Raw genomic sequence first — 19,421 nt, 5'->3', positions numbered from 1 at the left:
TTGTGCAGAAGGCGAGTATTTTCCTCTTTTGAATACTCATGTTTGTCTCTATGTCTTTAGCGCTGGAGTTAACATGTAGCTGTGTAACGTCCTATTTATGCATCGTTGCAAGTCTCTTTGAGTATCTGTAACAACGCGCGTATGTCCAGAGGCGACGAGAGTACTACGCCGTCTACGCCACTATCTCGAAACGCCCTGATATAGTCGTCAAGCTTCTCGAGAGGTCTGACAGGTTGACCTTCTAGTATAGCACGTAGCTTCTCCAATTGAGAGGATCTGGCTGTTATGAGGTATGCGAATATCTGGGCTCCAGTCGTTTTCGCCTTCTTGACAAACTCTACGTGCTCACTTAGTTGTGGGTCCAGCCTGTTCACCGTATAGAAGTCTGCTCGTGTCTTCATAACGCGTTCGAGTGCTTTCTCTACACCCCAACGCATACTGAGATATATCCCTGCTTTGATGCGTGAACTCAGCTTATCATGCCTCTTCACATACTCGACGGCATATTCGCTGGTAACCTCATTTACATCGCGACCTTTTGCGGGTGGATCGCCTCTAAGGAACAGGAGCCTGGTTACACCGGCTATGTATGCTCCCCATACCACTTGCTCGAAAAGAACCATATTCATGTCGCGTAGCCTCACGTGCGCTATAGTCGGAATGCCGGCGTGTTCAAAGAAAGATGCGAGCATAACGCCCAGTACCTTTGGCTTGCCGAGAGGCGCGTCTGGGACAGCTACCATATCGATGCAGGGTATCTCAGTTATTGTCCTCACGAGAGATTCTAATTTTGAAATGTTGCGAGTCGGTTCAATCTCGACGATTATCTTCATCGCTCATCCCGCCGACCCCAGCAAAACAGCAAGACTGAAGAACCCCACGCCAGGTTAGCTCTCTACAACGGTGCTGGGCCGGTAGCTCAGCCTGGAAGAGCGCTCGGTTTGCACCCGAGAGGTCCCGGGTTCAAATCCCGGCCGGTCCACCACCCCCTCTCACCTCCTTTAAGTGGGGCACAACGTCCGTAGCAATGCGGGATATGCTTGAGAGCATTCGACGTTGTGCGTCAAGTGTTGACGCATGCCCTCTACAATAATGGGCTGGTGCTAGACCCTTACACGACAATGGAAGTTGCGACACTAATCCACTTGTACATAACTACGGGTAGTAGGAGTCACTACGAGGGCGCGGTACGTCTACTGGGTTTTGTGCTGGGAAAGATGGGGTATGATGACGCTGAGCGCATCGCGAGTAATATAGTTGAGGAGGTTGTGAATAGAGTAGATTTGGCGGCTGTGAGGAGAACCACCGACACCGAAGCCTAGAGCATGATGTGGATGCCCAGCGGTTCCGAGCCTTTTATGTTATAGTTTTCATGGTTCTCCTGTACTTTGGCTGTGAGGATAAACCGCGGGACCGACCGGGAGGCGTGAGGAGATAGGGGCTGCTGGCTGAGCCTCATCTATAATGTGGGGGATGAGGACCCCACTCTTGCCCGACTCTGTGATGGGGAGGGCGCTCGTGGCCGACCCGCACGTAGTGGTAGTTACAGGGTTTGAGCCTAAGAGTAGCGTCGTAGAGATAAAGGCACCTCCTTCCAAAAGCTTCTACTACCGTCTAGCAGGCTTATTATTGGCTGGGCGCGGATGCGTACGCAATGTTCCTGATTGTGAGGATGCTGATGCAGCCACGGACATAGTACTAGCCGCGGGTGGCGTAGTCGTTAGTGATGGACGTGTTTGTCTCGACTATTTCCGTGAAAGCGAGACGTATGATGTAGACGTGTATTGTAGTGGTGGTGCTCTACGAATAACGCTCGTTGCTCTCCTCGCAGCTGCGCCTATAGGTTCACGCATATCTGTACATGTGTGTAAACGATTGTTTAGGAGGCTCGAAGAGGGTACACTTAGCCTCTGGAAACAGTTTGGAGAGGCCCGTCTTGACCCAGGCAGTAATGTGATAAATATTGTGAAGACAAGAGAGCCTCAGATGCTGCGCGTAGCTTCGACTAAAAGTAGTCAGCCAATAAGTGGCGCGCTCATAGCAGCAGCTATTCTATCAGCATTGCGAGGGGGCGACCCTGTTAAGGTCGAGGGCTATACGGGCGTGTCAAGCGGGCACATCTATGAGACTCTAGAGTCTTTACGTTTAGCCGGTTTCACGCTCGAAGATATTCGCATTGATGAACGTGGAGATGGCATTGCTATACACGCGTTAGTTAGTGGTGTCGAGAGGCGTTTCGTGTTATGGACTCCGGGTGATTGGGGGCTTGCTAGTCTAGTGGCTCCTCTAGCATCGACGGGAGTCAGGCTGATTATACGTGGATTATGGAGGCCGTGGGCAGGCCCGGGTGATCACTACGCTAGCTTCTACTACAAGATACTAGGATTCGATTCTAAGATTCTCGAACACGATGACAGTGCGGAATGGGATATTGAGCCATTTAGTGCAAGAAGCGCAGATAACATCACAATTACTGTGCGCCGTGAACCGGACGTAGCTGTTAGTGTAGCATATGCAGCTTCGGCTCTGGGCGTCAGTGTTAAAATAGCTGGTGTGCATCACCTCGTTTTAAAGGAGAGTAATCGGCTAGAGAGTGTAACCGCGAGTCTTCGCTCGCTAGGTTATGTAGCATACCATACCAATGATGATATAATCGTCGCCGGGAGGGCAGTTAAACCCAGTTTTGTTAATATTGAATGTCCGGATGATCACAGGATCGCTATGGGGACTGCCGTGTTGGCTGCAACGAGTGGCGTGGTGGCACGTATATCGAATGCTACATGTACGTCTAAATCATGGCGTGGCTTCTGGAGTACACTTCAAGAAGCCGGTGTGAGAATATTCTTCGAGGGTGGTAAGCTTGAGTAACGGGTTCAAGCCTTTTGAGTTTGAAGAGCATACGGCTGATGTTATAATCAGGGCGTATGGGCGTACTCTGGAAGAGACTATCGCTAATGCCGCTCGTGCAGTGTTCGAAGTCATCACAGACACTAGTAAAGTTGAGCCTAAGGAATGTAGGCGTGTCGAAGAAAGAGGTATCGACTTGTACCAGGCCATACTACGTTGGCTTGAAGATTTCCTAGTGATGTTCGACTCTGAGGGTTTAGTGTTCTCGAAGTTCAAGGTTGAGCGTGTAGAGAAAGAAGGTGAAGAATACATAATCGTTGGTGAGGGGTGTGGCGAGCCCTTTGATCCGGAAAAGCACGAGCCACGTACGATAGTAAAGGCAATCACCTACCACGAGATGAAGTTGGAGAAGAACGACGGGTTGTGGGTATTGAGATTTGCGGTTGACATCTAGAATCGCTAGCTGGTCGATAATACGTAACGAGGTGACACGTATAGCCCATTAAGCCTAAGCCTTTCGGCGCATCTTGGACAGAATTTTTCCGTTTTACTATCAACTTCGTACACGCTATTACTGAAACTCATGACACAAAGGCGGTTACTGCAATGAGGCAAGCCGAAGGTGTGACCCAGCTCGTGTATAACCTCCTTCACAGCTCTGCTAACAAATAGTTCATGATTGTCGGGCTCGCCGTAGAAGCTGGGGTGTAGCCTACGTAAGTATACGGCTGCAGCGCGCCCCTCCGGGTATGCCTCGCCGAAAACAAAGTTAAGGCCGTTGGCGTACGCGTCTATGTCGCCTATGCCAAGTATATAGTCGGCTCCTAGCCTCTCACGTATAGAGGCTAGCCATTTTACGATATACTCGCTGCGATACTGCATACGCTTCCAGTCAAAGAAACTCATAGGCGGCAGCATGACATCAGGCGAAACTAAAACATTAACATTCATAAACGCGTCTTTGACGCTGTTTGCCACAGTGTCAATCAAGTAATCATCTATGTTGGATAGTTTTATAATAAGCAAAGTGTAGCTCTGCAACGCTTACCGCACCGTATGGGGGGTGGTGGACCGGCCGGGATTTGAACCCGGGACCTCTCGGTTGCCAACCGAGCGCTCTTCCAGGCTGAGCTACCGGCCCACTCCAGGATTAGCCGGGCTATCCATCCAGCCTTTATCACGTTTTCGCATACCATGGTATTAGGCTATATATCATCAGCTGCGGGCCTTTCGCTCATCCCCCGAGGGTCGCGTTATTGCTCCCGGGTTCCCTCATCACAGTCTATGATGGATGGCTGCATTACGCTCCTAAGATGAGCGTAAGAACAAAGTTTTATGAATCTCCGCCCCATGTAAGACGTTAAACATGGCGGTTGAGGGCCGCCGCGGAAGAACAGGCCAAGATGAAGAGCGAGGGCCTCGTCAGTCCCGCGGTTGGAGGGCAACGCGCCCGATGAGTGAGAAGGGAGGCCGCCGTAGCTCAGCTGGAAGAGCGCGGGACTGTGGATCCCGAGGTCCCGGGTTCAAATCCCGGCGGCGGCCCCTACTCACACTACTCTCGCATTGCCAGTCTCTCTACACATCTTACCTCAACTCTTATTTACTCTGGTAGCTGTTGGTGAGCGGTTCAGGGAGTAACGAGCAGCGCGAGGTGATGGGTCTCGGTCAAGATACCCCTCGATTATATATGTGTGAAGAGCGGTGTACTGTGTCCACGTTGCCAGGAGCTAGTTGATACAGGCAAGGTTGAGGAACGCGAAGTGGATATAATGCGTGCGCTAATCGAACTTGAAGAGTCAGGCAAATTGCCTGAACTACGCGATGCCGTCTATCATAGAGCGTATTTCATAGACAGCAACATGGTGATCATTGTGATGGACGTAAGCGGTGCTACTAGTGTACCGGTGTTTACACGGCTAGCAAGGAAGATCGAGGGCGCCCTTTCCGAGAAACTCGGAGGTATACGAGTACGTATAGTGCCGAGAGCAGGGGATGTCAGGACTCTCGCTGTGCACCTGCTATATCCAGCACGTGTATTGGGTGTAAACTACGTCTACATGCCGGATGGTACTATAGAGTACGTTGTGAGGATATCCAGGAGAGACAGGAGGCGTGTTGAGCCTCAAAAGGAGTTTCTAGAGAGGGTTTTGACCGAACTGGCCGGCCAGAAAGTAAGGCTCCGGTTCGAATAACCTATACATATTAGCGAGAAACGTTGTCGCGTATTCACCTCTTTTAAGCGAAAACACGTGAATAGCAATCTCCACATCCTCATACTCTTCTACTTTGAGGCGAAGCGAGAAATGCATAGCAGGTTCTATGCATGACTCCCTCATGTAGCTCGATGCGTGAATGCCGTAACGCCTTAGAGTGCAGAAGTAACTCTCTTCAACACCCTCTGTGCCCATCACTTCACGATAAACCCTCTTTACGTCCTCATCTAGGGCATCCAAGTACTTGCTTAGGCCACAGCCTGGCACGGGTATGCGTGGGTACGTCGTGCATACACGTGTGCTATACTCTGTCACTAGTCTCGACAATATCCTGTTGAACAGATAGGATTGAAGTGCGTTGACGTGCAGCTCTAGTACCTTAGGCGGAAGATGCTTCAGTGCACGTATAGTGGAACGTGTGGCTCTCAAGAGCTTTAGGGCGAGCCTCTCGTAATCTCCTCGTCTGCTTGTTTCGCGTGGGTACTTGGTATATATCAACTCTGCGAAGTAACGACCTAGGTCCCCTCGTGCAAGAGATAGCCCGGTGTAGTGGGTATTTGGGCGACGTGTACCGAATCGTTGAAAACCATAATAGTTAGGAGCGATACTAGTTGTACGTGTTTCAGCCTCCCCGTCGAGTAATGCAAGCGTTATCGAGAAATGATTGAATTTGACATCACCTATCTTTATGCATCCCCTTGTGTTCGTGCAAGCTAGTGTATAGCTTCGGAAACCGGCGCGACTGTAGGCATATTGGCCCCATTGTCTTGCAGCGATAAACTGCGTTGTTATCCCGTCGGCATCCTTTAATCCTGCGTAGCTAGATTTTCCTATGACATGTGTTAGGTTTTGAATCGCATGTAGTGTATCGATGTTAGCTTTTGTTAGAGCGTATAGCATAGCGTTGCACGATCTTATCGAAGGCTCCTCAAGTACTAGGAAGCCTAGTGGACGCAATATCAATGCACGGGGTCGTTTATCGTTAAACCACGCTTCAATACCCAGGAGTGGCTCTAGACTTGATAGGTCTACTAACATCTGTAACCCCGACGTGATGCTACAGAAGCTTAAACCTTCCAGTTATCTTATCAACCTTGCTACTGGGCGCAGGGCCTACAGCAACAGCTGTTAATGTTCCGGGAGGTAGCTCTGTCCTACCAGCATCGCGGATTAGCGCTGTTGGTAGATGCTCACGTCTAGCTCGCTCGTAAACCTCTATGAGTGTCTGCTCGTTCTCTCCTTTGACAACGACCTTCTTAGCTCCCTGTGAACGCCAGAGGTCAACCCAGTCCCTTAGTCCCATCTCGAGGGCATTCAGCACGGCCTCCACTGCGGCGTGCGCAACTTGAGCGGCGAGTTTCCCCTTTGTCATTTTAATGTCGGTTCGCACTACAATTACCTGCTTGAACTCCTCCAATTGTAACCTACCCGTGGGCGCAGTGAGCGGGGTAACTAGTGTTTATAAAAAGGAGGGTGGTGGTGGCGCTTGGGGTGTGGGTGTGGTGGCGCTTGCCCAGCAGCGCAAGCTAAGCATCTATGGTCCATCCAAGTTGCCGGTATGTGTCAGTTGTCATAGATTGATAGCGCCTTGGGAGAAGGCTGTAGTATTCCCGTGCCCGAACTGCGGCGAGCCGATATGGAGATGTGCAAAATGCCGCAAGATGGGCGTGTCGTATAAGTGCCCGCATTGTGGCTTCGAGGGGCCCTAGAGAGGTAGGTTAGGGTTGAGCGAGGCGCGCGTACTCGTAATCATAAAGGTATACCCGGATGATGTTAGTATAGACCTAGGCGAGCTTGCCAAGCGCATAGAGAACGCGCTGCCGGAAGGGTATCAAATCGTGCGTAAGGCGACGGAGCCCATAGCCTTCGGGCTTAACGCACTAAAGCTCTACATACTCATACCCGAGGAGACTGAGGGCGGCACAGCAAAGCTAGAGGAGATACTCTCCAAGGTAGAGGGCGTAGGCGAATACGAGATTGAGGCAGTGCATCGCGTTGCACAATACTGATCGAGTGTGTTTTTCGCAGTAACAGCTTAATGCTAATACGCTGTTTTCCGCCTCCCCTTGTCAAGGGTAAGGTGTAGTACATGTCAACTGTAGCTGTTAGGTCGAAGCGCCCAGAGGTTGTACTGCGCGTAGCCGAGGCTAAGCCAAAAGATGTTGGTAAAGGTAAGGTACGAATCGACATCGACATCATGAAGATGCTTGGTGTCGAGCCTGGTGATGTCGTAGAAATCGAGGGTAAGAGGGTAACAGCCGCAACCGTTTGGCCGAGCTATCCCGAGGATCAGGGACTACGGATCATCAGAATGGATGGATTGACTAGAAAGAATGCTGGTGTGAGTATAGGAGACAAGGTTATCGTGCGCAAGGCTGATGCCAAACCAGCTCAGATGGTAAAGTTAGCGCCCGCAAGCTTTACAATTACTGTCGACCCTGGCTTTGTTAGCTTCGTAAGGAAGAGACTAACCGATTATCCTGTTGTTGAAGGAGACAGTGTCATGGTTCCAGTGGTCGGCCATGCAATCCCGTTCGTCGTTGTCAAGACTAGGCCGTCCGGCGTCGTAGTAATTAACAACAATACGAACATAGTGATACTGGAGAAGCCTGTTGAGCAAAGCAACGTGCCAAGAGTAACTTACGAGGATATAGGTGGAATGAAAGATGTGATACAAAAGGTGCGAGAGCTTGTAGAACTGCCATTGAAGCACCCGGAGCTCTTCAAGAGGCTTGGCATAGAGCCTCCGAAGGGCATCCTGCTCTATGGGCCTCCCGGTGTAGGCAAGACGTTGCTAGCCAAAGCGATAGCTAACGAGACAGATGCATACTTCATTGCTATCAACGGCCCGGAGATAATGAGCAAGTACTATGGGGAGTCCGAGCAGAGGCTACGTGAGATATTCGAGGAGGCTAAGAAGCATGCACCAGCCATAATATTCATCGATGAGATCGACGCGATAGCGCCCAAGAGAGATGAAGTCATAGGTGAGGTTGAGAGACGAGTTGTGGCTCAGCTACTCGCCCTCATGGATGGCTTAGAGAGTAGAGGCGACGTGATAGTAATCGCTGCAACTAATCGGCCGAATGCCATAGACCCCGCGCTTAGGAGGCCTGGCAGGTTCGATAGGGAAATAGAGATTCCACTACCAGACAAGCAAGGAAGGCTTGAGATACTCCAGATACACACTCGTAACATGCCATTAGCCGAAGACGTGGATCTTGAGAAGCTAGCTGAGATGACCAAGGGGTTCACAGGAGCAGATCTGGCTGCGCTCGTACGCGAAGCTGCCATGCATGCATTGAGACGATATCTACCAGAGATTGACCTCGACAAAGATACGATACCACCGGAGCTCCTCGAGAAGATGGAAGTGCGGATGGAAGACTTCCTGGCGGCATTACGTGAGATAGTGCCAAGTGGTTTACGTGAGATCTATGTTGAGGTTCCTGAGGTGCATTGGGATGATATTGGTGGTCTTGAGGATGTTAAGCAGCAGCTTCGTGAGGCTGTGGAGTGGCCCTTGAAGCACCCAGAAGTGTTCCAGAGGCTTGGTATTCGTCCGCCGAAGGGGATTCTGCTCTTCGGCCCGCCGGGTGTCGGCAAGACCCTGCTCGCGAAGGCCGCTGCAACCGAGAGCGGCGCCAACTTCATAGCCGTGAGAGGCCCAGAGATACTCTCAAAGTGGGTAGGCGAAAGCGAAAAAGCAATACGAGAGATATTCCGCAAGGCCAGGCAGCATGCACCGGCGATAATCTTCTTTGATGAGATCGACGCGATAGCGCCGGCGCGTGCAGAAGTCCCAGATACTAGTGGTGTTACCTACCGTATAGTCAACCAGTTGCTGACAGAGATAGATGGTATAGTGCCGCTTCAGAATGTGGTTGTGATTGCTGCCACTAACAGGCCGGACATCCTAGACCCGGCGCTACTCAGACCAGGCAGATTCGATAAGATAATCTATGTACCGCCGCCAGACAAGAAGGCGAGGCTAGAGATACTCAGGATACACACTAGGCATACACCGCTAGCGGATGATGTGGATCTAGAGTACATTGCAAGCGTCACTGAAGGATATAGCGGTGCAGATCTAGAGGCACTGGTGCGTGAGGCAGCGTTAGCGGCGCTAAGAGAGGATATCAACGCCACCAAGGTGCATATGAGGCACTTCGAGGAGGCGTTAAAGCGTGTAAAGCCATCAATAACTCCCGAGATGGTTAGATTCTATGAAGAGTGGTACGAGAAGGCTAGACAACAATTACCTGGAGTCACAGTGAAGAAGATGAAACCGAACATCTACATGTAAAGGAGGTGGCAGCTTTTGGTATGGAGACCCCTCCCACTATACTTGATAGTACTCGAAGAATTAAGACGGTTGACTAGATCGCGGGCGGCAAACACAGTGCGTGACGACGAGCTTTATGAGAGTGTACGTAAGACTGCAAGATTAAAAGGCTTTGAAGTGTCCTATCACGAGTTCCTAAAGGTGTTGATGACGCTGGAGATGCACGGGTATGTGCATGTGACGTCTACATCGGACAAAAGCGAGAAAGGTAGGATTATTGAGCTTTTGAAACCAGTACCTTAACCTATAGGGGGCAGCACTGTGGGAGTAAACATACGCGAGATTATACCGCCTAATGCAATTCAAACACTGAGTCTCGATGCTCTGCGAGGCAAAGCGGTTGCCATTGACGCCTATAACGCGCTTTATCAGTTCCTCGCGGCAATCCGGCAGCCGGATGGCACACCGCTTATGGACTCGCGTGGACGCATCACTAGTCATCTCAGCGGCTTGTTCTACCGCACGATAAACTTGATAGAACATGGTATCAAAGTAGTGTACGTGTTTGACGGTAAACCGCCAGAGATAAAGAGCATTGAGATAGAACGTAGAAAGAAAGTGAAAAGCGAGGCGGCAAAGAAATACGAAGAGGCAATCAAGAAGGGTGACCTAGAAGCCGCTAGACGTTATGCACAGATGGCGTCAAGGCTAACCGAGGATATGGTAAAGGAGGCCAAAAGGCTTCTTGACGCAATGGGAGTCCCGTGGGTTCAAGCGCCTGCTGACGGTGAAGCGCAAGCTGCGTATATGGCGCGTAAGGGGGATGTGTGGGCGGCAGCAAGCCAAGACTATGATGCGCTCTTGTTTGGCGCTCCGAGGCTTGTGAGAAACCTCACTATAACTGGCAGAAGGAAGTTGCCAAAGAAGGATGTGTATGTTGAGATAAAGCCGGAGCTAATAGAGCTGGATAAGCTGCTCAAAGCATTAGGTATAACGCGTGAACAGTTGATAGTTATTGGTATACTAGTCGGCACAGATTACAACCCGGATGGTGTGCGAGGTATAGGGCCGAAAACAGCCCTTCGCATGGTAAAAGCGCAGCCAGATGTACGTAAACTCCTACGCTCGTTGCCGCGTAACGAGTTTCCTACAGAACCCGAGAAGATATTCGAGTACTTCCTAAATCCTCCAGTGACTGACGAGTACAAGCTTGAATGGCGCGAGCCAGACGAGAAGATGATATACGAGATACTCGTGGTGGAACACGATTTCTCGCCAGAACGAGTCAAGAACGCCATACAGAGGCTAAAGAAGGCTTACCGCGAGCACTTCAAGACTAAGCAGCTTGGTCTCGACATGTGGTTTAAGAGGTGACAAGCAGAATGGAAGATGTTATGCGACGTTTGCGCGAAAGGCTTGTACGAAAGCTCGTGGAGGAGGGCATTATCAAGTCAGAGAAGGTCAAGCGGGCAATGCTAACGGTTCCTCGAGAGCTGTTCGTACCCGAGCATTTGCGTGAATTAGCATACGAAGATACACCCTTGCCGATAGGACATGGTCAGACCATAAGTGCACCTCACATGGTAGCTATCATGCTTGAAGAGGCCGAGCTAGATGAGGGCATGAAGGTGCTTGAAGTTGGTACTGGTTCGGGGTATAACGCGGCACTTATAGCGGAAATAGTAGCGCCTCGGGGCTCGAAGAGGCCCGGGCACGTCTATACTATTGAGCGTATACCAGAGTTGGCTGAGAGAGCCAGACGGAACCTAGAGAGGGCAGGATATGCAGATCGTGTAACGGTCATAGTTGGTGACGGTAGTAAGGGGTATCCTCCAGCAGCACCCTACGATCGGATAATCGTGACAGCCGCTGCCCCAGATATGCCAAGACCTTTAGTAGACCAGCTAAAGCCTGGAGGTATACTGTTGATCCCTGTAGGTGATAAATGGAACCAAATTCTCTACAAGATTGTGAAGAAAACGGATGGTAAACTAGTAGTTAAGAAAGTAACGCCGTGCGTCTTTGTACCCCTCGTGGGAGAGTATGGATGGCGAGAGGATGCGGCCTATCTAGTCTAAAGACGGGCTTGATAGTTGGCACGTGTAGAGGTGCAATGAATATCCAGGCTAGTCATAGTTCCACACTAGAGTTTTCATCTGAAAACATGGTTACGGTGCGCGGTGATTGCATAGTATGCATAGGTCTCAAGATAGGGCTGCATAAGTGGTGTGAAGAAGGTAAAGCGTGCATAGAGATTATTGTTATGCCTCCTCCTTGGCGCGGCGACAAACCCAAGCGGATTGTAATAAAATGCTTGTATGCAGGTCCTGCAAGATCCAACAATCTAGTAGCTAGACGTAGTGAATACGTCGACTCCAGAACACTAGCATCTCAATGTAACATGGCAGCGGACGACATTCCGAATGATACTAAAAGGGTGCTTGCAGATCCTTTTACCCTAGTTTACATTATCTCGCGTTGTATTTCATCCTCTTCTGCATCGAAATAGAATACGGTAAACATATTGTCTCGGAGCGTAATCTATGACCGGAATAGCATCGTCTCCATCACACTCAAGTCCGCACTCTGCTAGTTTAGTGGCTACATGGTTAGCGACTTGATGTACGTCATTCTCGTGTGCTACTACGTAGAATATTACTATTGACTCTGACGAGGCTAAGCTGCATGGTATGGACACGAACTTTATACTCTCGTGAGGCAAGTCCAATATTATGCTATCGAATGATGCATGCTTGAACATGCGAGGCAAGGTGTGTGCGTCAACATTTGTGACTATGATATTTGCTTTCAGTCGTCTACGGTTTCTATGTAGGGTTAATAGTAGGTCGCGTATAGCGTAGGGATTAAGGTCGTTTGCAACTACTCGTGAAAGACTTCTTGTGTGGATCGACGCTGTTACTGCATACCCGCCTATACCAGTAAATGCATCTAGTAGGGTACGGCAACCATATTCATCAATAATCTGTGCCACTCGTAAATGTTCGGTTGAGAGGCGAGGATTTACATAAACTCGGCCTATCGTCACGTGGAAGTCTATGCCATTCTCGCGGTGCCAAGTTTCTTCAACGGGGTCGCCCAGTACTAGGTAAAGTTTCGGGACTCTATACGCTCCTGTCGTCTCTATTTTTGCATAAACGGCTTTGATGCGCTTATGTCTACGCATTATCTCTTCCGCTGCCTTCTTAACCTGCTCATTGTTGACGTCTTCATCGCGTTTCACGTTTATTATTGCAACTTCGCCTATTGTGACGTAAGCTATCCGTTCAAAGCGTTTCTCCATGAATACCTTGCCTCCGGAGGAGGGTAGGGCCGGTCTTGGAGCTTATCGGTATAGTAGCTAGGCTTGACGTAAAAGACGCGCTCGAGTGTGTACACATCCTCGTTGAGAAACTCCTAGAAAATGGGTTTAAAGTAGGGTTAGAGTACGGCGTTAGCAAGCTAATCCAGTTGCAAAAGAAGAGAGATTATGATTACAAGATTTTCACACTTGGCTCCACTCTTCCCGATCTCCTGGTTGTTGTGGGCGGTGATGGTACGATACTGCGAGTTCTTCATGCATATAGAGGGTCTATCTCGATTATTGGTGTCAAGTTTGGACGCCGAGGATTCCTTGCTGGGTTCGAATGCTCTGAAGTAGAGAGTCTAGTCAAGGCACTTGTTAACAAAAATATAACGTGGTGTAAAGCTGAGAGATTGAGAAGTGTGAAGTTGCCTTTGAACCAAGAACTTCCACTAGCGTTGAACGAGGTGGCTGTTGTCGGAAGCCGTGGGAAAACTATAGAGTTGGAAATCAGGGTCGGCAGCAGGAGCCACCAAGTGTATCACTTAAAAGGTGATGGGGTATTAATAGCGACTGCGGTTGGTAGCTACGCGTATACTGCTGCAGCTCAAGGACCTCTCCTAAAGAGTGAAAAGTGTGTCGTGATCACGCCCTTGAACCCGTTAGCAGGGTTGAGTCACCCTCTAGTAATTGACAGTAGTGTGCATATTGAGGTGCAAGTTGGGAATGGATACAGGGCTGCATGGGTGTTAATTGATGGTCAGTTTTCAACGCCGATTGTACCCGGTGAGGTGTTAAGTGTAAAATCTTCAGAATCGCCAGTCTATATCGGGTATAGTGCTAGATGTCCATGGGAATAACGCATTTAAGGAGATAAGCATGCTGTCAACCATGGCTGGGTTGGGCCCGTAGCTCAGCCAGGATAGAGCGCCGGCCTCCTAAGCCGGTGGTCCCGGGTTCAAATCCCGGCGGGCCCGCCACAACTCACTCCTGTATGGAGGAGGGGTATGTGTGCCGCGTCGCTCCTCATCACGGCGTAGAAGCACGACTCGGCGTTCTTCGTCCACGTCATCCACGCGTAGTAGTACACGTACAAGAAGGAGTACAACGACAAGGCCTGTTGCGCGGTTTGCTATCACCGATGCTCTTGTTGAAGATATAACCAGAGAAGTTATATCGCGTTTAGGTCTAGAAGATATTGGAGTGAGTGTTGATGAGCTTGTTGACCTACTAAGGCCGGTGCTGGAAAGCATTGCTGACCAATATTCTAGCAGACCCTCTAAGGAGCAACTACTTGCACGCCTCCTAAGAAACCAGGATAAGCTGCTTGAACTGATAGCGTCGTATCTAGCCGATACACGAGAAAAACTCAATGAGCAGCAACTTGAGTTTGTGATTTATCATGGTGGGACCAGCATAGTCCGACATGTACCGAGACTCTACAGGGCTGCTCTTGAAATTGGAAGGGACGATCTCGTTGACATCCTTAGATCCAAGTGGATCGAGGGCGGTGTGGCAACACCACATCAATGCCCGCGGTGCAATTTTTACTCGTTGACGCCTGCGCTAACATGCCTAGTTTGTGGAGCTGAAATAGATGAGAAGGAGTTTAAAGAAGCCATAGGTTTTCGGGAACTGCTAGAATTCTTTGCGCAGGAAGCTAGTGTTGAGGAATTGCGTGACGCGATTAGCGAGAAGCGTGTATTGTACGATGGGCGTAAAATTAAAGCGCCGAGCATGGCGAGATCAACCTTTGATATTGAACTTAGATTAGAGCCTAACGAGGTTAAGATTCTTGAGGAGGCATTGAGAGCAAAGAAGGGTGAGAGTCGTGGTACTTGACGTTAACAGGAGTGATGTAGTTGAACGTATGTTAAAGATGCACAGGGCGCTTCTAATGCTAGTCTATAATTCCAATAAGGATAGTCCAGAGTATATCAGGAAGCTCAGTGAAGTGTTGTCGCCTGCGTTTGAACCTCACGTTCCACTGGTACGCGTCGATGTTTCGAGTGATTCGAAATTACTGAATCTATTGGAAATCGAGGATAGGATGTTGCCTATGCTCATATTGTTCTTGGAGGGCGTGAGTATATGGCGGCAGTATGGTTTGTTCTATAACCTAGCGTATGACAAACAAGCTGTGCGTATAGGTGTCAAGAGAGCGCTAGAGGTAAGGGGGTTAAAGCCTAGAGACCTAGGCTTGAACCTCGCGAACCTCCTCCTCTAATTGCCTGTTCCTCCTGAGTGCCATGTTGTGTTGCAATCGGGGGTGCGTCTCCAAACAATACTGCGAGTAAAGTTTTTATAGAAGTGTAGCTGACGGAGTTACGTGGAAGGCTTGGAGGGTGACGAGGATGGCTCGTGTAGCCCCTGCAGAGCCAACCGGCATACCCGTACTGATACTAAAGGAGGGCACTACGAGGACGTATGGCAGGGACGCGCTACGCACTAACATAATGGCTGTAAGGGCAATCGCAGAGACGCTAAGAACCACTTACGGCCCCAAGGGAATGGACAAGATGCTCGTTGACAGCCTGGGCGAGATCACGATCACCAACGACGGTGCAACAATCCTGGACAAGATGGATGTGCAGCACCCTGCTGCAAAGATGGTAGTACAGATTGCGAAGGGTCAGGACGAGGAGGTAGGTGACGGCACGAAGACTGCAGTCATCTTTGCCGGCGAGTTGCTGCGCAATGCTGAGGAACTACTAGACAAGAACATCCATCCGACAATAATCGTCAGCGGTTACAAGAAGGCGATGGAGGCAGCCATTAAGAAGCTTTACGAGATCGCAGAGCCTATCGACATTAATGACGATGAAGTCTTGAAGAAGATAGCCAAGACCAGCCTAACCAGCAAGGCGGTGCACGGCGCCCGCGACTATCTAGCCGAGATTGCGGTTAAGGCTGTCAAGCAGATTGCCGAGAAGAGAGGCGACAAGTGGTACATCGACTTAGACAACATACAGATAATTAAGAAGCATGGCGGTAGCCTAATGGACAGCAAGCTGATCAACGGTGTAGTCATTGACAAGGAGGTTGTGCACCCTGGCATGCCGAAGCGTGTCGAGAACGCGTTCATCGTGCTGCTAGACGCTCCTCTAGAGGTCGAGAAGCCAGAGATCGATGCTGAGATCAGGATTAACGACCCAAGCCTACTAAGGAAGTTCCTAGAGGAGGAAGAGCGCATCCTCAAGGAGATGGTTGACAGGATCTATGAGGTTGCTAAGAAGAGGATTGAGCAGGAGGGCTTCAAGCTAGGCGAGAACGCTGGCATTGTAGTGTTCTGCCAGAAGGGTATTGATGAGGTTGCGCAGCACTTCCTAGCCAAGAAGGGCATAATGGCCGTCAGGAGGGTAAAGAGAAGCGACATGGAGAAGCTTGCTCGCGCTACTGGCGCGAGGATCGTCAGTAACGTCGAGGACCTAAGCCCGGAGGACCTAGGCTTCGCAGGCCTAGTCGAGGAGAGGAAGGTCGGCGAAGACAAGATGGTATTCGTGGAGAAGTGCAAGAACCCGAAGGCAGTCACCATCCTGCTACGCGGCGGCCTCGAGAGGCTAGTTGATGAGGCCGAGAGGAGCATCCGTGACGCCCTAAGCGCTGTAGCTGACGCGATACGCGATGGTAAGATCGTCTCGGGCGGCGGTGCAGTAGAGGTCGAACTAGCAAAGTATCTACGTGAGATTGCGCCAAAGATTGGCGGCAAGGAGCAGCTAGCAGTTGAAGCCTTCGCAAAGGCTCTAGAGGCGCTACCAATGGCGCTAGCGGAGAACGCCGGTCTAGACCCAATAGAGATCATAATGAAGCTACGCGCAGCCCACGAGAAGCCTGAAGGTAAGTGGTATGGTATTGATGTCTTCAGCGGCGATATCAAGAACATGATGGAGCTTGGTGTAATCGAGCCAGTCAGTATCAAGGCCAATGCGATAAAGGCAGGCACTGAGGCAGCAACAATGATACTAAGGATCGATGATGTGATAGCGGCGGCGAGGAAGGAGGAAGAGGAGGAGAAGAAAGAAGAGAAGAGAGAAGAAGAGGAGGAGAAGGAGTAAAGCTCTAAGTTTTGATGATATTAGGCGTTTCTCCCCTCCAAACTCAGATTTTTAAATACTTCTTACCTGGTTTCACTCGCTCGGGTATCCTTGATCATAGTGCTGGCTGGTACTCCTGGAACAGGAAAGACTAGTCTAGCGAAGATGCTCTCAGAGAGATATAATCTAAGATACCTTAGCCTCACTGAATTCGTACTAGAGAAAGGTATATGGATAGACTATGACGCGCAAAGACGTAGTTTTGTAATAGATCCTGAGGGTGTAGTAGTGGAAATTCGACGTGAAATACGTAAAGTATACAGAGGCGTCGTCATTGAGACTCACGATCTTGAGTTGCTATGGGAGGCAGGGATAGAGCCATTGAGAGTCTTCGTGCTACGTTGTAGACCAGACGTGTTGTACAATAGACTTTTACGTAGAGGATGGCCGTTCAGTAAGGTGTTGGAAAATATAGAGGCAGAGTTGACCGGAGTATTGGCCTGGCAAGCTAAGGTTTACTTCCCGCGTGTGGCGTGCGAAATTGACACTACCCTTGCAGGAGTTAATGCAACAGTTGAGAGGATCGCGAGAAACATAGAGAATATCGAAAAAGATAACACTATTTGTCAGAGCATAGACTGGGTTAGTGACGAGGATGTTGTAAAATTTGTTATCAATTTATCGTTGAAACATAGTATGGGTTACTAGCGTTACGTTGAACTGAATTCTTCGTAGCGTACTAGTGTACCTGCGGTATCGTAAACCGGTACGTATACTAGAACAGGTTGAGGTAATTGTGGTGTGTCGACGACGGCATAGCCTACGGGCAGTTTCGACAACATACCTCTTAAGTCGTTAGAAATGTTCATACTTCGAGCTATCACGCTTATATCATGTGCACTCTTCAAAGTATGTACTATCCTGATATTAGTGTTTTTTAGTATGCTTGGGTGGAGCGATGATGGCGATTGCGACACTATTATTAGACCTAGGTGTCTCTTGCGCGCCTCAGCAAGTATTGAGGGTATGGTTCTAGTATCGCTTGATGCCACATTTTGTGCTTCCTCCAACACTACTATCGTGTCTAACATTCTGCCAATGGCCACTGCTGTATAGTAGAGATACGCTAATAGCATCCGTACATATACGCGTCTTAAAGGCAGCAATAGTATCCGATTAACACGTATTATGTAAAGACCGGCTCCTCTCGGCAACTCGACGTGGCCACGCACTTTGAACAAGCTTCGGCCTTCGCCAGTAACTAAGGCGCGCAACCGCCTCTCAAGGGCAGCTCTAATCTCTAATTCAGCCCTACTAGGTACAGCTTGTTGCACCTCAACCGTTGCAAGCAGGTTATCAGTGAATTTTTCAAGGTCCTCGGGCAGAGCCTCACGTCTAATCATAGACTTTAAAGCTTGATAGAGAAGCATCGATTGATGCCTAGTCAAGTCAAACGCATCTTCTAGCACATCAACCGTAACTTCGATATCAAGATCCTCAGGGACAAGTGGCAATTGTGGAGGATCCATAGCCACAAACTCTGCACCAATACGTTTCAATACACTCTCATACTCGCCGTGCCAGTCGAGCACGATTACACGTACATATCTTGCAAGCTGGGTGGCGATGAATGCAGTGGTGCTAGTTTTCCCCGAGCCGGTAGTGCCAAATACACCAGTATGCCTCCAGAACTCCTCTAACGAAGCGTATACGGGTCTATTGCTCTCGTCAAATCCTATCAGGATTTCGCCGCGGGTCTCTCCGGTCTCGCGTGAATGTAGTGTTAACGCGGAGGCCATCTCTTTGGCTATAGGCTCTCCATCACCCTTGCGACTAAGAATATCGTCAAGCGAGTTTACAATACTCTTCTTCACCCTAAGTCCAGATAAGAGAGATGATAGCAACGCCTCTACCCTAGAGTCACGTGGTACTATTATCAACAGCGAGCAGCCTCCTTTACCACATATCTGCATAGCAATACTCTTCCCAATAGTGTCGCCAAGTGCCCTCAGAAACTCCAGAGTGACCCTAATCCTCTCGATGCTCTTTTTGTTCCTCTCGACCTTAATCTCGTAAACAGTAAACTCTCCGTGCTTACGTGTAAGCCTGGAAGCAATACTTACAGCAACGAAACCACTTGCAAACACACCCGCTAGGCCAGCCGCTAACTGCATAGTTGCAATCTGGGCTACACCCGGAGGACCCGTCAATGCTGTTGATACTAGAAGCGCGCCCAGACCGCCGACAACAAGTGGTTTAGTAATGCTACGCGGGTCCATCCTAAAACCCCAGTTAAACGGGGAAGCAGAAACTAGCTGAGGCGCACCGCCGATACTGTCAGTTACTCCTCAAGAGGCGCTATATGGACATAGAGCTTCTCGGTAGGCATTATATCCAGTTTCTTGTTGGTTCTAACCACAACGAGAAGCCCGCCGATAGACAATATATGTTCCCATTGTCCTTCGTGCTCTCTAACTGTTACCACGGTAGCTCTGCCTACAAAGTCGACACCCTCCTTATAGTCTGGAATGCCACGTGTCAACCTGAAGAGTACTTTCGAACCCTCGGGTAGTGTGAAAACCTCCTTATGCCAATCCATCTGAACTTCTATGCTCCCATCTTCGGACGTGAGTGTCGCGAGCAGGATCTCTGGGATACGTTCCTGCTCCACGCTCCTAACCACACCTCTAAAGGAGAGCACCTCCGTGAAGCTCATACACTCTCAGCCTCTAGGCATCGCG

23 protein-coding genes and 4 tRNA genes are annotated in these 19,421 nt (G+C 49.7%); 19 read left to right on the top strand and 8 right to left on the bottom strand.

Annotated features, from left to right (window positions below):
- Positions 1-95 precede the first annotated feature (95 nt).
- Positions 96-833, bottom strand: a complete 738-nt coding sequence (locus PYRFU_RS00650) for a methylenetetrahydrofolate reductase (protein WP_014025670.1) — start codon at positions 831-833, stop codon at positions 96-98.
- Positions 834-908: 75 nt separating this feature from the next.
- On the opposite strand from PYRFU_RS00650, the gene PYRFU_RS00645 reads away from it, so the two are divergent.
- The 4 genes from PYRFU_RS00645 (at position 909) to PYRFU_RS00630 (ending at position 3,301) form a co-directional block, all read left to right on the top strand.
- A tRNA-Ala gene (locus PYRFU_RS00645) sits at positions 909-985 on the top strand.
- 55 nt (positions 986-1,040) lie between these two features.
- On the top strand, positions 1,041-1,322 hold the full coding sequence (locus PYRFU_RS00640; RefSeq protein WP_014025669.1) for a hypothetical protein: 282 nt from the start codon (positions 1,041-1,043) through the stop codon (positions 1,320-1,322).
- Between the two features lie 166 nt (positions 1,323-1,488).
- A complete protein-coding gene (locus tag PYRFU_RS00635; RefSeq protein ID WP_014025668.1) occupies positions 1,489-2,868 on the top strand; it encodes a 3-phosphoshikimate 1-carboxyvinyltransferase in 1,380 nt (459 codons plus the stop codon).
- On the top strand, positions 2,861-3,301 hold the full coding sequence (locus tag PYRFU_RS00630) for an archease (protein ID WP_014025667.1): 441 nt from the start codon (positions 2,861-2,863) through the stop codon (positions 3,299-3,301). Before PYRFU_RS00635 ends, PYRFU_RS00630 begins: the two co-directional genes overlap by 8 nt.
- Positions 3,302-3,306: 5 nt before the next feature.
- Here PYRFU_RS00630 and PYRFU_RS00625 read toward each other — a convergent pair whose 3' ends face one another.
- Together PYRFU_RS00625 and PYRFU_RS00620 are read right to left on the bottom strand one after the other, a co-directional pair.
- Positions 3,307-3,888 (bottom strand): archaemetzincin family Zn-dependent metalloprotease, encoded by a 582-nt coding sequence (locus PYRFU_RS00625; RefSeq protein WP_052296900.1) that lies wholly within the window; start codon positions 3,886-3,888, stop codon positions 3,307-3,309.
- 23 nt (positions 3,889-3,911) lie between these two features.
- A tRNA-Ala gene (locus PYRFU_RS00620) sits at positions 3,912-3,988 on the bottom strand.
- Between the two features lie 328 nt (positions 3,989-4,316).
- Between PYRFU_RS00620 and PYRFU_RS00615 the strand changes: the two genes are divergently transcribed.
- Positions 4,317-4,389 (top strand) — tRNA-His (locus PYRFU_RS00615).
- 149 nt (positions 4,390-4,538) lie between these two features.
- A complete protein-coding gene (locus PYRFU_RS00610; RefSeq protein ID WP_014025665.1) occupies positions 4,539-5,039 on the top strand; it encodes a transcription elongation factor in 501 nt (166 codons plus the stop codon).
- On the opposite strand, the gene truD is transcribed toward PYRFU_RS00610, so the two are convergent.
- Together truD and pth2 are read right to left on the bottom strand one after the other, a co-directional pair.
- Positions 4,983-6,098 carry a tRNA pseudouridine(13) synthase TruD gene (gene truD, locus PYRFU_RS00605; RefSeq protein ID WP_014025664.1) on the bottom strand — a complete coding sequence of 372 codons (1,116 nt, stop codon included), beginning with the start codon at positions 6,096-6,098 and terminating at the stop codon, positions 4,983-4,985. The two genes, PYRFU_RS00610 and truD, sit on opposite strands and share 57 nt — an antisense overlap.
- Positions 6,099-6,117: 19 nt before the next feature.
- Positions 6,118-6,477 (bottom strand): peptidyl-tRNA hydrolase Pth2, encoded by a 360-nt coding sequence (gene pth2 / locus PYRFU_RS00600; protein ID WP_014025663.1) that lies wholly within the window; start codon positions 6,475-6,477, stop codon positions 6,118-6,120.
- 85 nt (positions 6,478-6,562) lie between these two features.
- On the opposite strand from pth2, the gene PYRFU_RS10620 reads away from it, so the two are divergent.
- The 7 genes from PYRFU_RS10620 to PYRFU_RS10725 all read left to right on the top strand — a co-directional run bounded on the left by PYRFU_RS10620 (position 6,563) and on the right by PYRFU_RS10725 (position 11,854).
- Positions 6,563-6,769 (top strand): zinc finger domain-containing protein, encoded by a 207-nt coding sequence (locus tag PYRFU_RS10620; protein ID WP_244403879.1) that lies wholly within the window; start codon positions 6,563-6,565, stop codon positions 6,767-6,769.
- A 15-nt stretch (positions 6,770-6,784) separates the two neighbouring features.
- Positions 6,785-7,069 carry an elongation factor 1-beta gene (locus PYRFU_RS00595; RefSeq protein WP_014025661.1) on the top strand — a complete coding sequence of 95 codons (285 nt, stop codon included), beginning with the start codon at positions 6,785-6,787 and terminating at the stop codon, positions 7,067-7,069.
- Between the two features lie 80 nt (positions 7,070-7,149).
- Entirely contained in the window at positions 7,150-9,366 is a 2,217-nt protein-coding gene (locus PYRFU_RS00590) for a CDC48 family AAA ATPase (RefSeq protein WP_014025660.1), read from the top strand.
- A 15-nt stretch (positions 9,367-9,381) separates the two neighbouring features.
- Positions 9,382-9,648 carry a hypothetical protein gene (locus tag PYRFU_RS00585; RefSeq protein ID WP_014025659.1) on the top strand — a complete coding sequence of 89 codons (267 nt, stop codon included), beginning with the start codon at positions 9,382-9,384 and terminating at the stop codon, positions 9,646-9,648.
- Positions 9,649-9,666: 18 nt separating this feature from the next.
- Positions 9,667-10,719: a flap endonuclease-1 gene (gene fen, locus PYRFU_RS00580; RefSeq protein ID WP_014025658.1), complete on the top strand. Its 1,053-nt coding sequence runs from the start codon at positions 9,667-9,669 to the stop codon at positions 10,717-10,719.
- 20 nt (positions 10,720-10,739) lie between these two features.
- Positions 10,740-11,423 carry a protein-L-isoaspartate O-methyltransferase gene (locus PYRFU_RS00575; protein ID WP_209442497.1) on the top strand — a complete coding sequence of 228 codons (684 nt, stop codon included), beginning with the start codon at positions 10,740-10,742 and terminating at the stop codon, positions 11,421-11,423.
- A complete protein-coding gene (locus PYRFU_RS10725) occupies positions 11,393-11,854 on the top strand; it encodes a DUF371 domain-containing protein (protein WP_014025656.1) in 462 nt (153 codons plus the stop codon). Before PYRFU_RS00575 ends, PYRFU_RS10725 begins: the two co-directional genes overlap by 31 nt.
- Here PYRFU_RS10725 and PYRFU_RS00570 read toward each other — a convergent pair.
- On the bottom strand, positions 11,831-12,646 hold the full coding sequence (locus PYRFU_RS00570) for a class I SAM-dependent methyltransferase (protein WP_014025655.1): 816 nt from the start codon (positions 12,644-12,646) through the stop codon (positions 11,831-11,833). The genes PYRFU_RS10725 and PYRFU_RS00570 overlap by 24 nt on opposite strands.
- Positions 12,647-12,681: 35 nt before the next feature.
- On the opposite strand from PYRFU_RS00570, the gene PYRFU_RS00565 reads away from it, so the two are divergent.
- The 6 genes from PYRFU_RS00565 to PYRFU_RS00540 all read left to right on the top strand — a co-directional run bounded on the left by PYRFU_RS00565 (position 12,682) and on the right by PYRFU_RS00540 (position 17,388).
- Positions 12,682-13,506 (top strand): NAD(+)/NADH kinase, encoded by an 825-nt coding sequence (locus PYRFU_RS00565; protein ID WP_014025654.1) that lies wholly within the window; start codon positions 12,682-12,684, stop codon positions 13,504-13,506.
- 42 nt (positions 13,507-13,548) lie between these two features.
- Positions 13,549-13,626 (top strand) — tRNA-Arg (locus tag PYRFU_RS00560).
- Positions 13,627-13,849: 223 nt separating this feature from the next.
- Positions 13,850-14,488, top strand: coding sequence for a hypothetical protein (locus PYRFU_RS00555; RefSeq protein ID WP_014025653.1), 639 nt, complete (start codon positions 13,850-13,852; stop codon positions 14,486-14,488).
- On the top strand, positions 14,478-14,873 hold the full coding sequence (locus PYRFU_RS00550; RefSeq protein WP_014025652.1) for a hypothetical protein: 396 nt from the start codon (positions 14,478-14,480) through the stop codon (positions 14,871-14,873). The genes PYRFU_RS00555 and PYRFU_RS00550 overlap by 11 nt, the downstream gene beginning before the upstream one ends.
- A 127-nt stretch (positions 14,874-15,000) precedes the next feature.
- A complete protein-coding gene (gene thsB, locus PYRFU_RS00545) occupies positions 15,001-16,701 on the top strand; it encodes a thermosome subunit beta (protein ID WP_014025651.1) in 1,701 nt (566 codons plus the stop codon).
- 99 nt (positions 16,702-16,800) lie between these two features.
- Positions 16,801-17,388: an adenylate kinase family protein gene (locus PYRFU_RS00540; RefSeq protein WP_244403878.1), complete on the top strand. Its 588-nt coding sequence runs from the start codon at positions 16,801-16,803 to the stop codon at positions 17,386-17,388.
- A 2-nt stretch (positions 17,389-17,390) separates the two neighbouring features.
- Here PYRFU_RS00540 and PYRFU_RS00535 read toward each other — a convergent pair whose 3' ends face one another.
- Both PYRFU_RS00535 and PYRFU_RS00530 read right to left on the bottom strand, forming a co-directional pair.
- Complete coding sequence (locus PYRFU_RS00535) at positions 17,391-18,959, bottom strand: ATP-binding protein (protein WP_014025649.1); 1,569 nt, start codon at positions 18,957-18,959, stop codon at positions 17,391-17,393.
- A gap of 62 nt (positions 18,960-19,021) precedes the next feature.
- Positions 19,022-19,396, bottom strand: coding sequence for a DNA-directed RNA polymerase subunit G (locus PYRFU_RS00530; RefSeq protein ID WP_014025648.1), 375 nt, complete (start codon positions 19,394-19,396; stop codon positions 19,022-19,024).
- Between the last annotated feature and the right edge of the window lie 25 nt (positions 19,397-19,421).

Source organism: Pyrolobus fumarii 1A, from assembly GCF_000223395.1.
In the GTDB taxonomy this organism is placed as follows: Archaea; Thermoproteota; Thermoprotei_A; order Sulfolobales; family Pyrodictiaceae; genus Pyrolobus; species Pyrolobus fumarii.
Note: the sequence above shows the minus strand (reverse complement) of the source record. Positions and strands in the feature narration are given on the sequence as shown.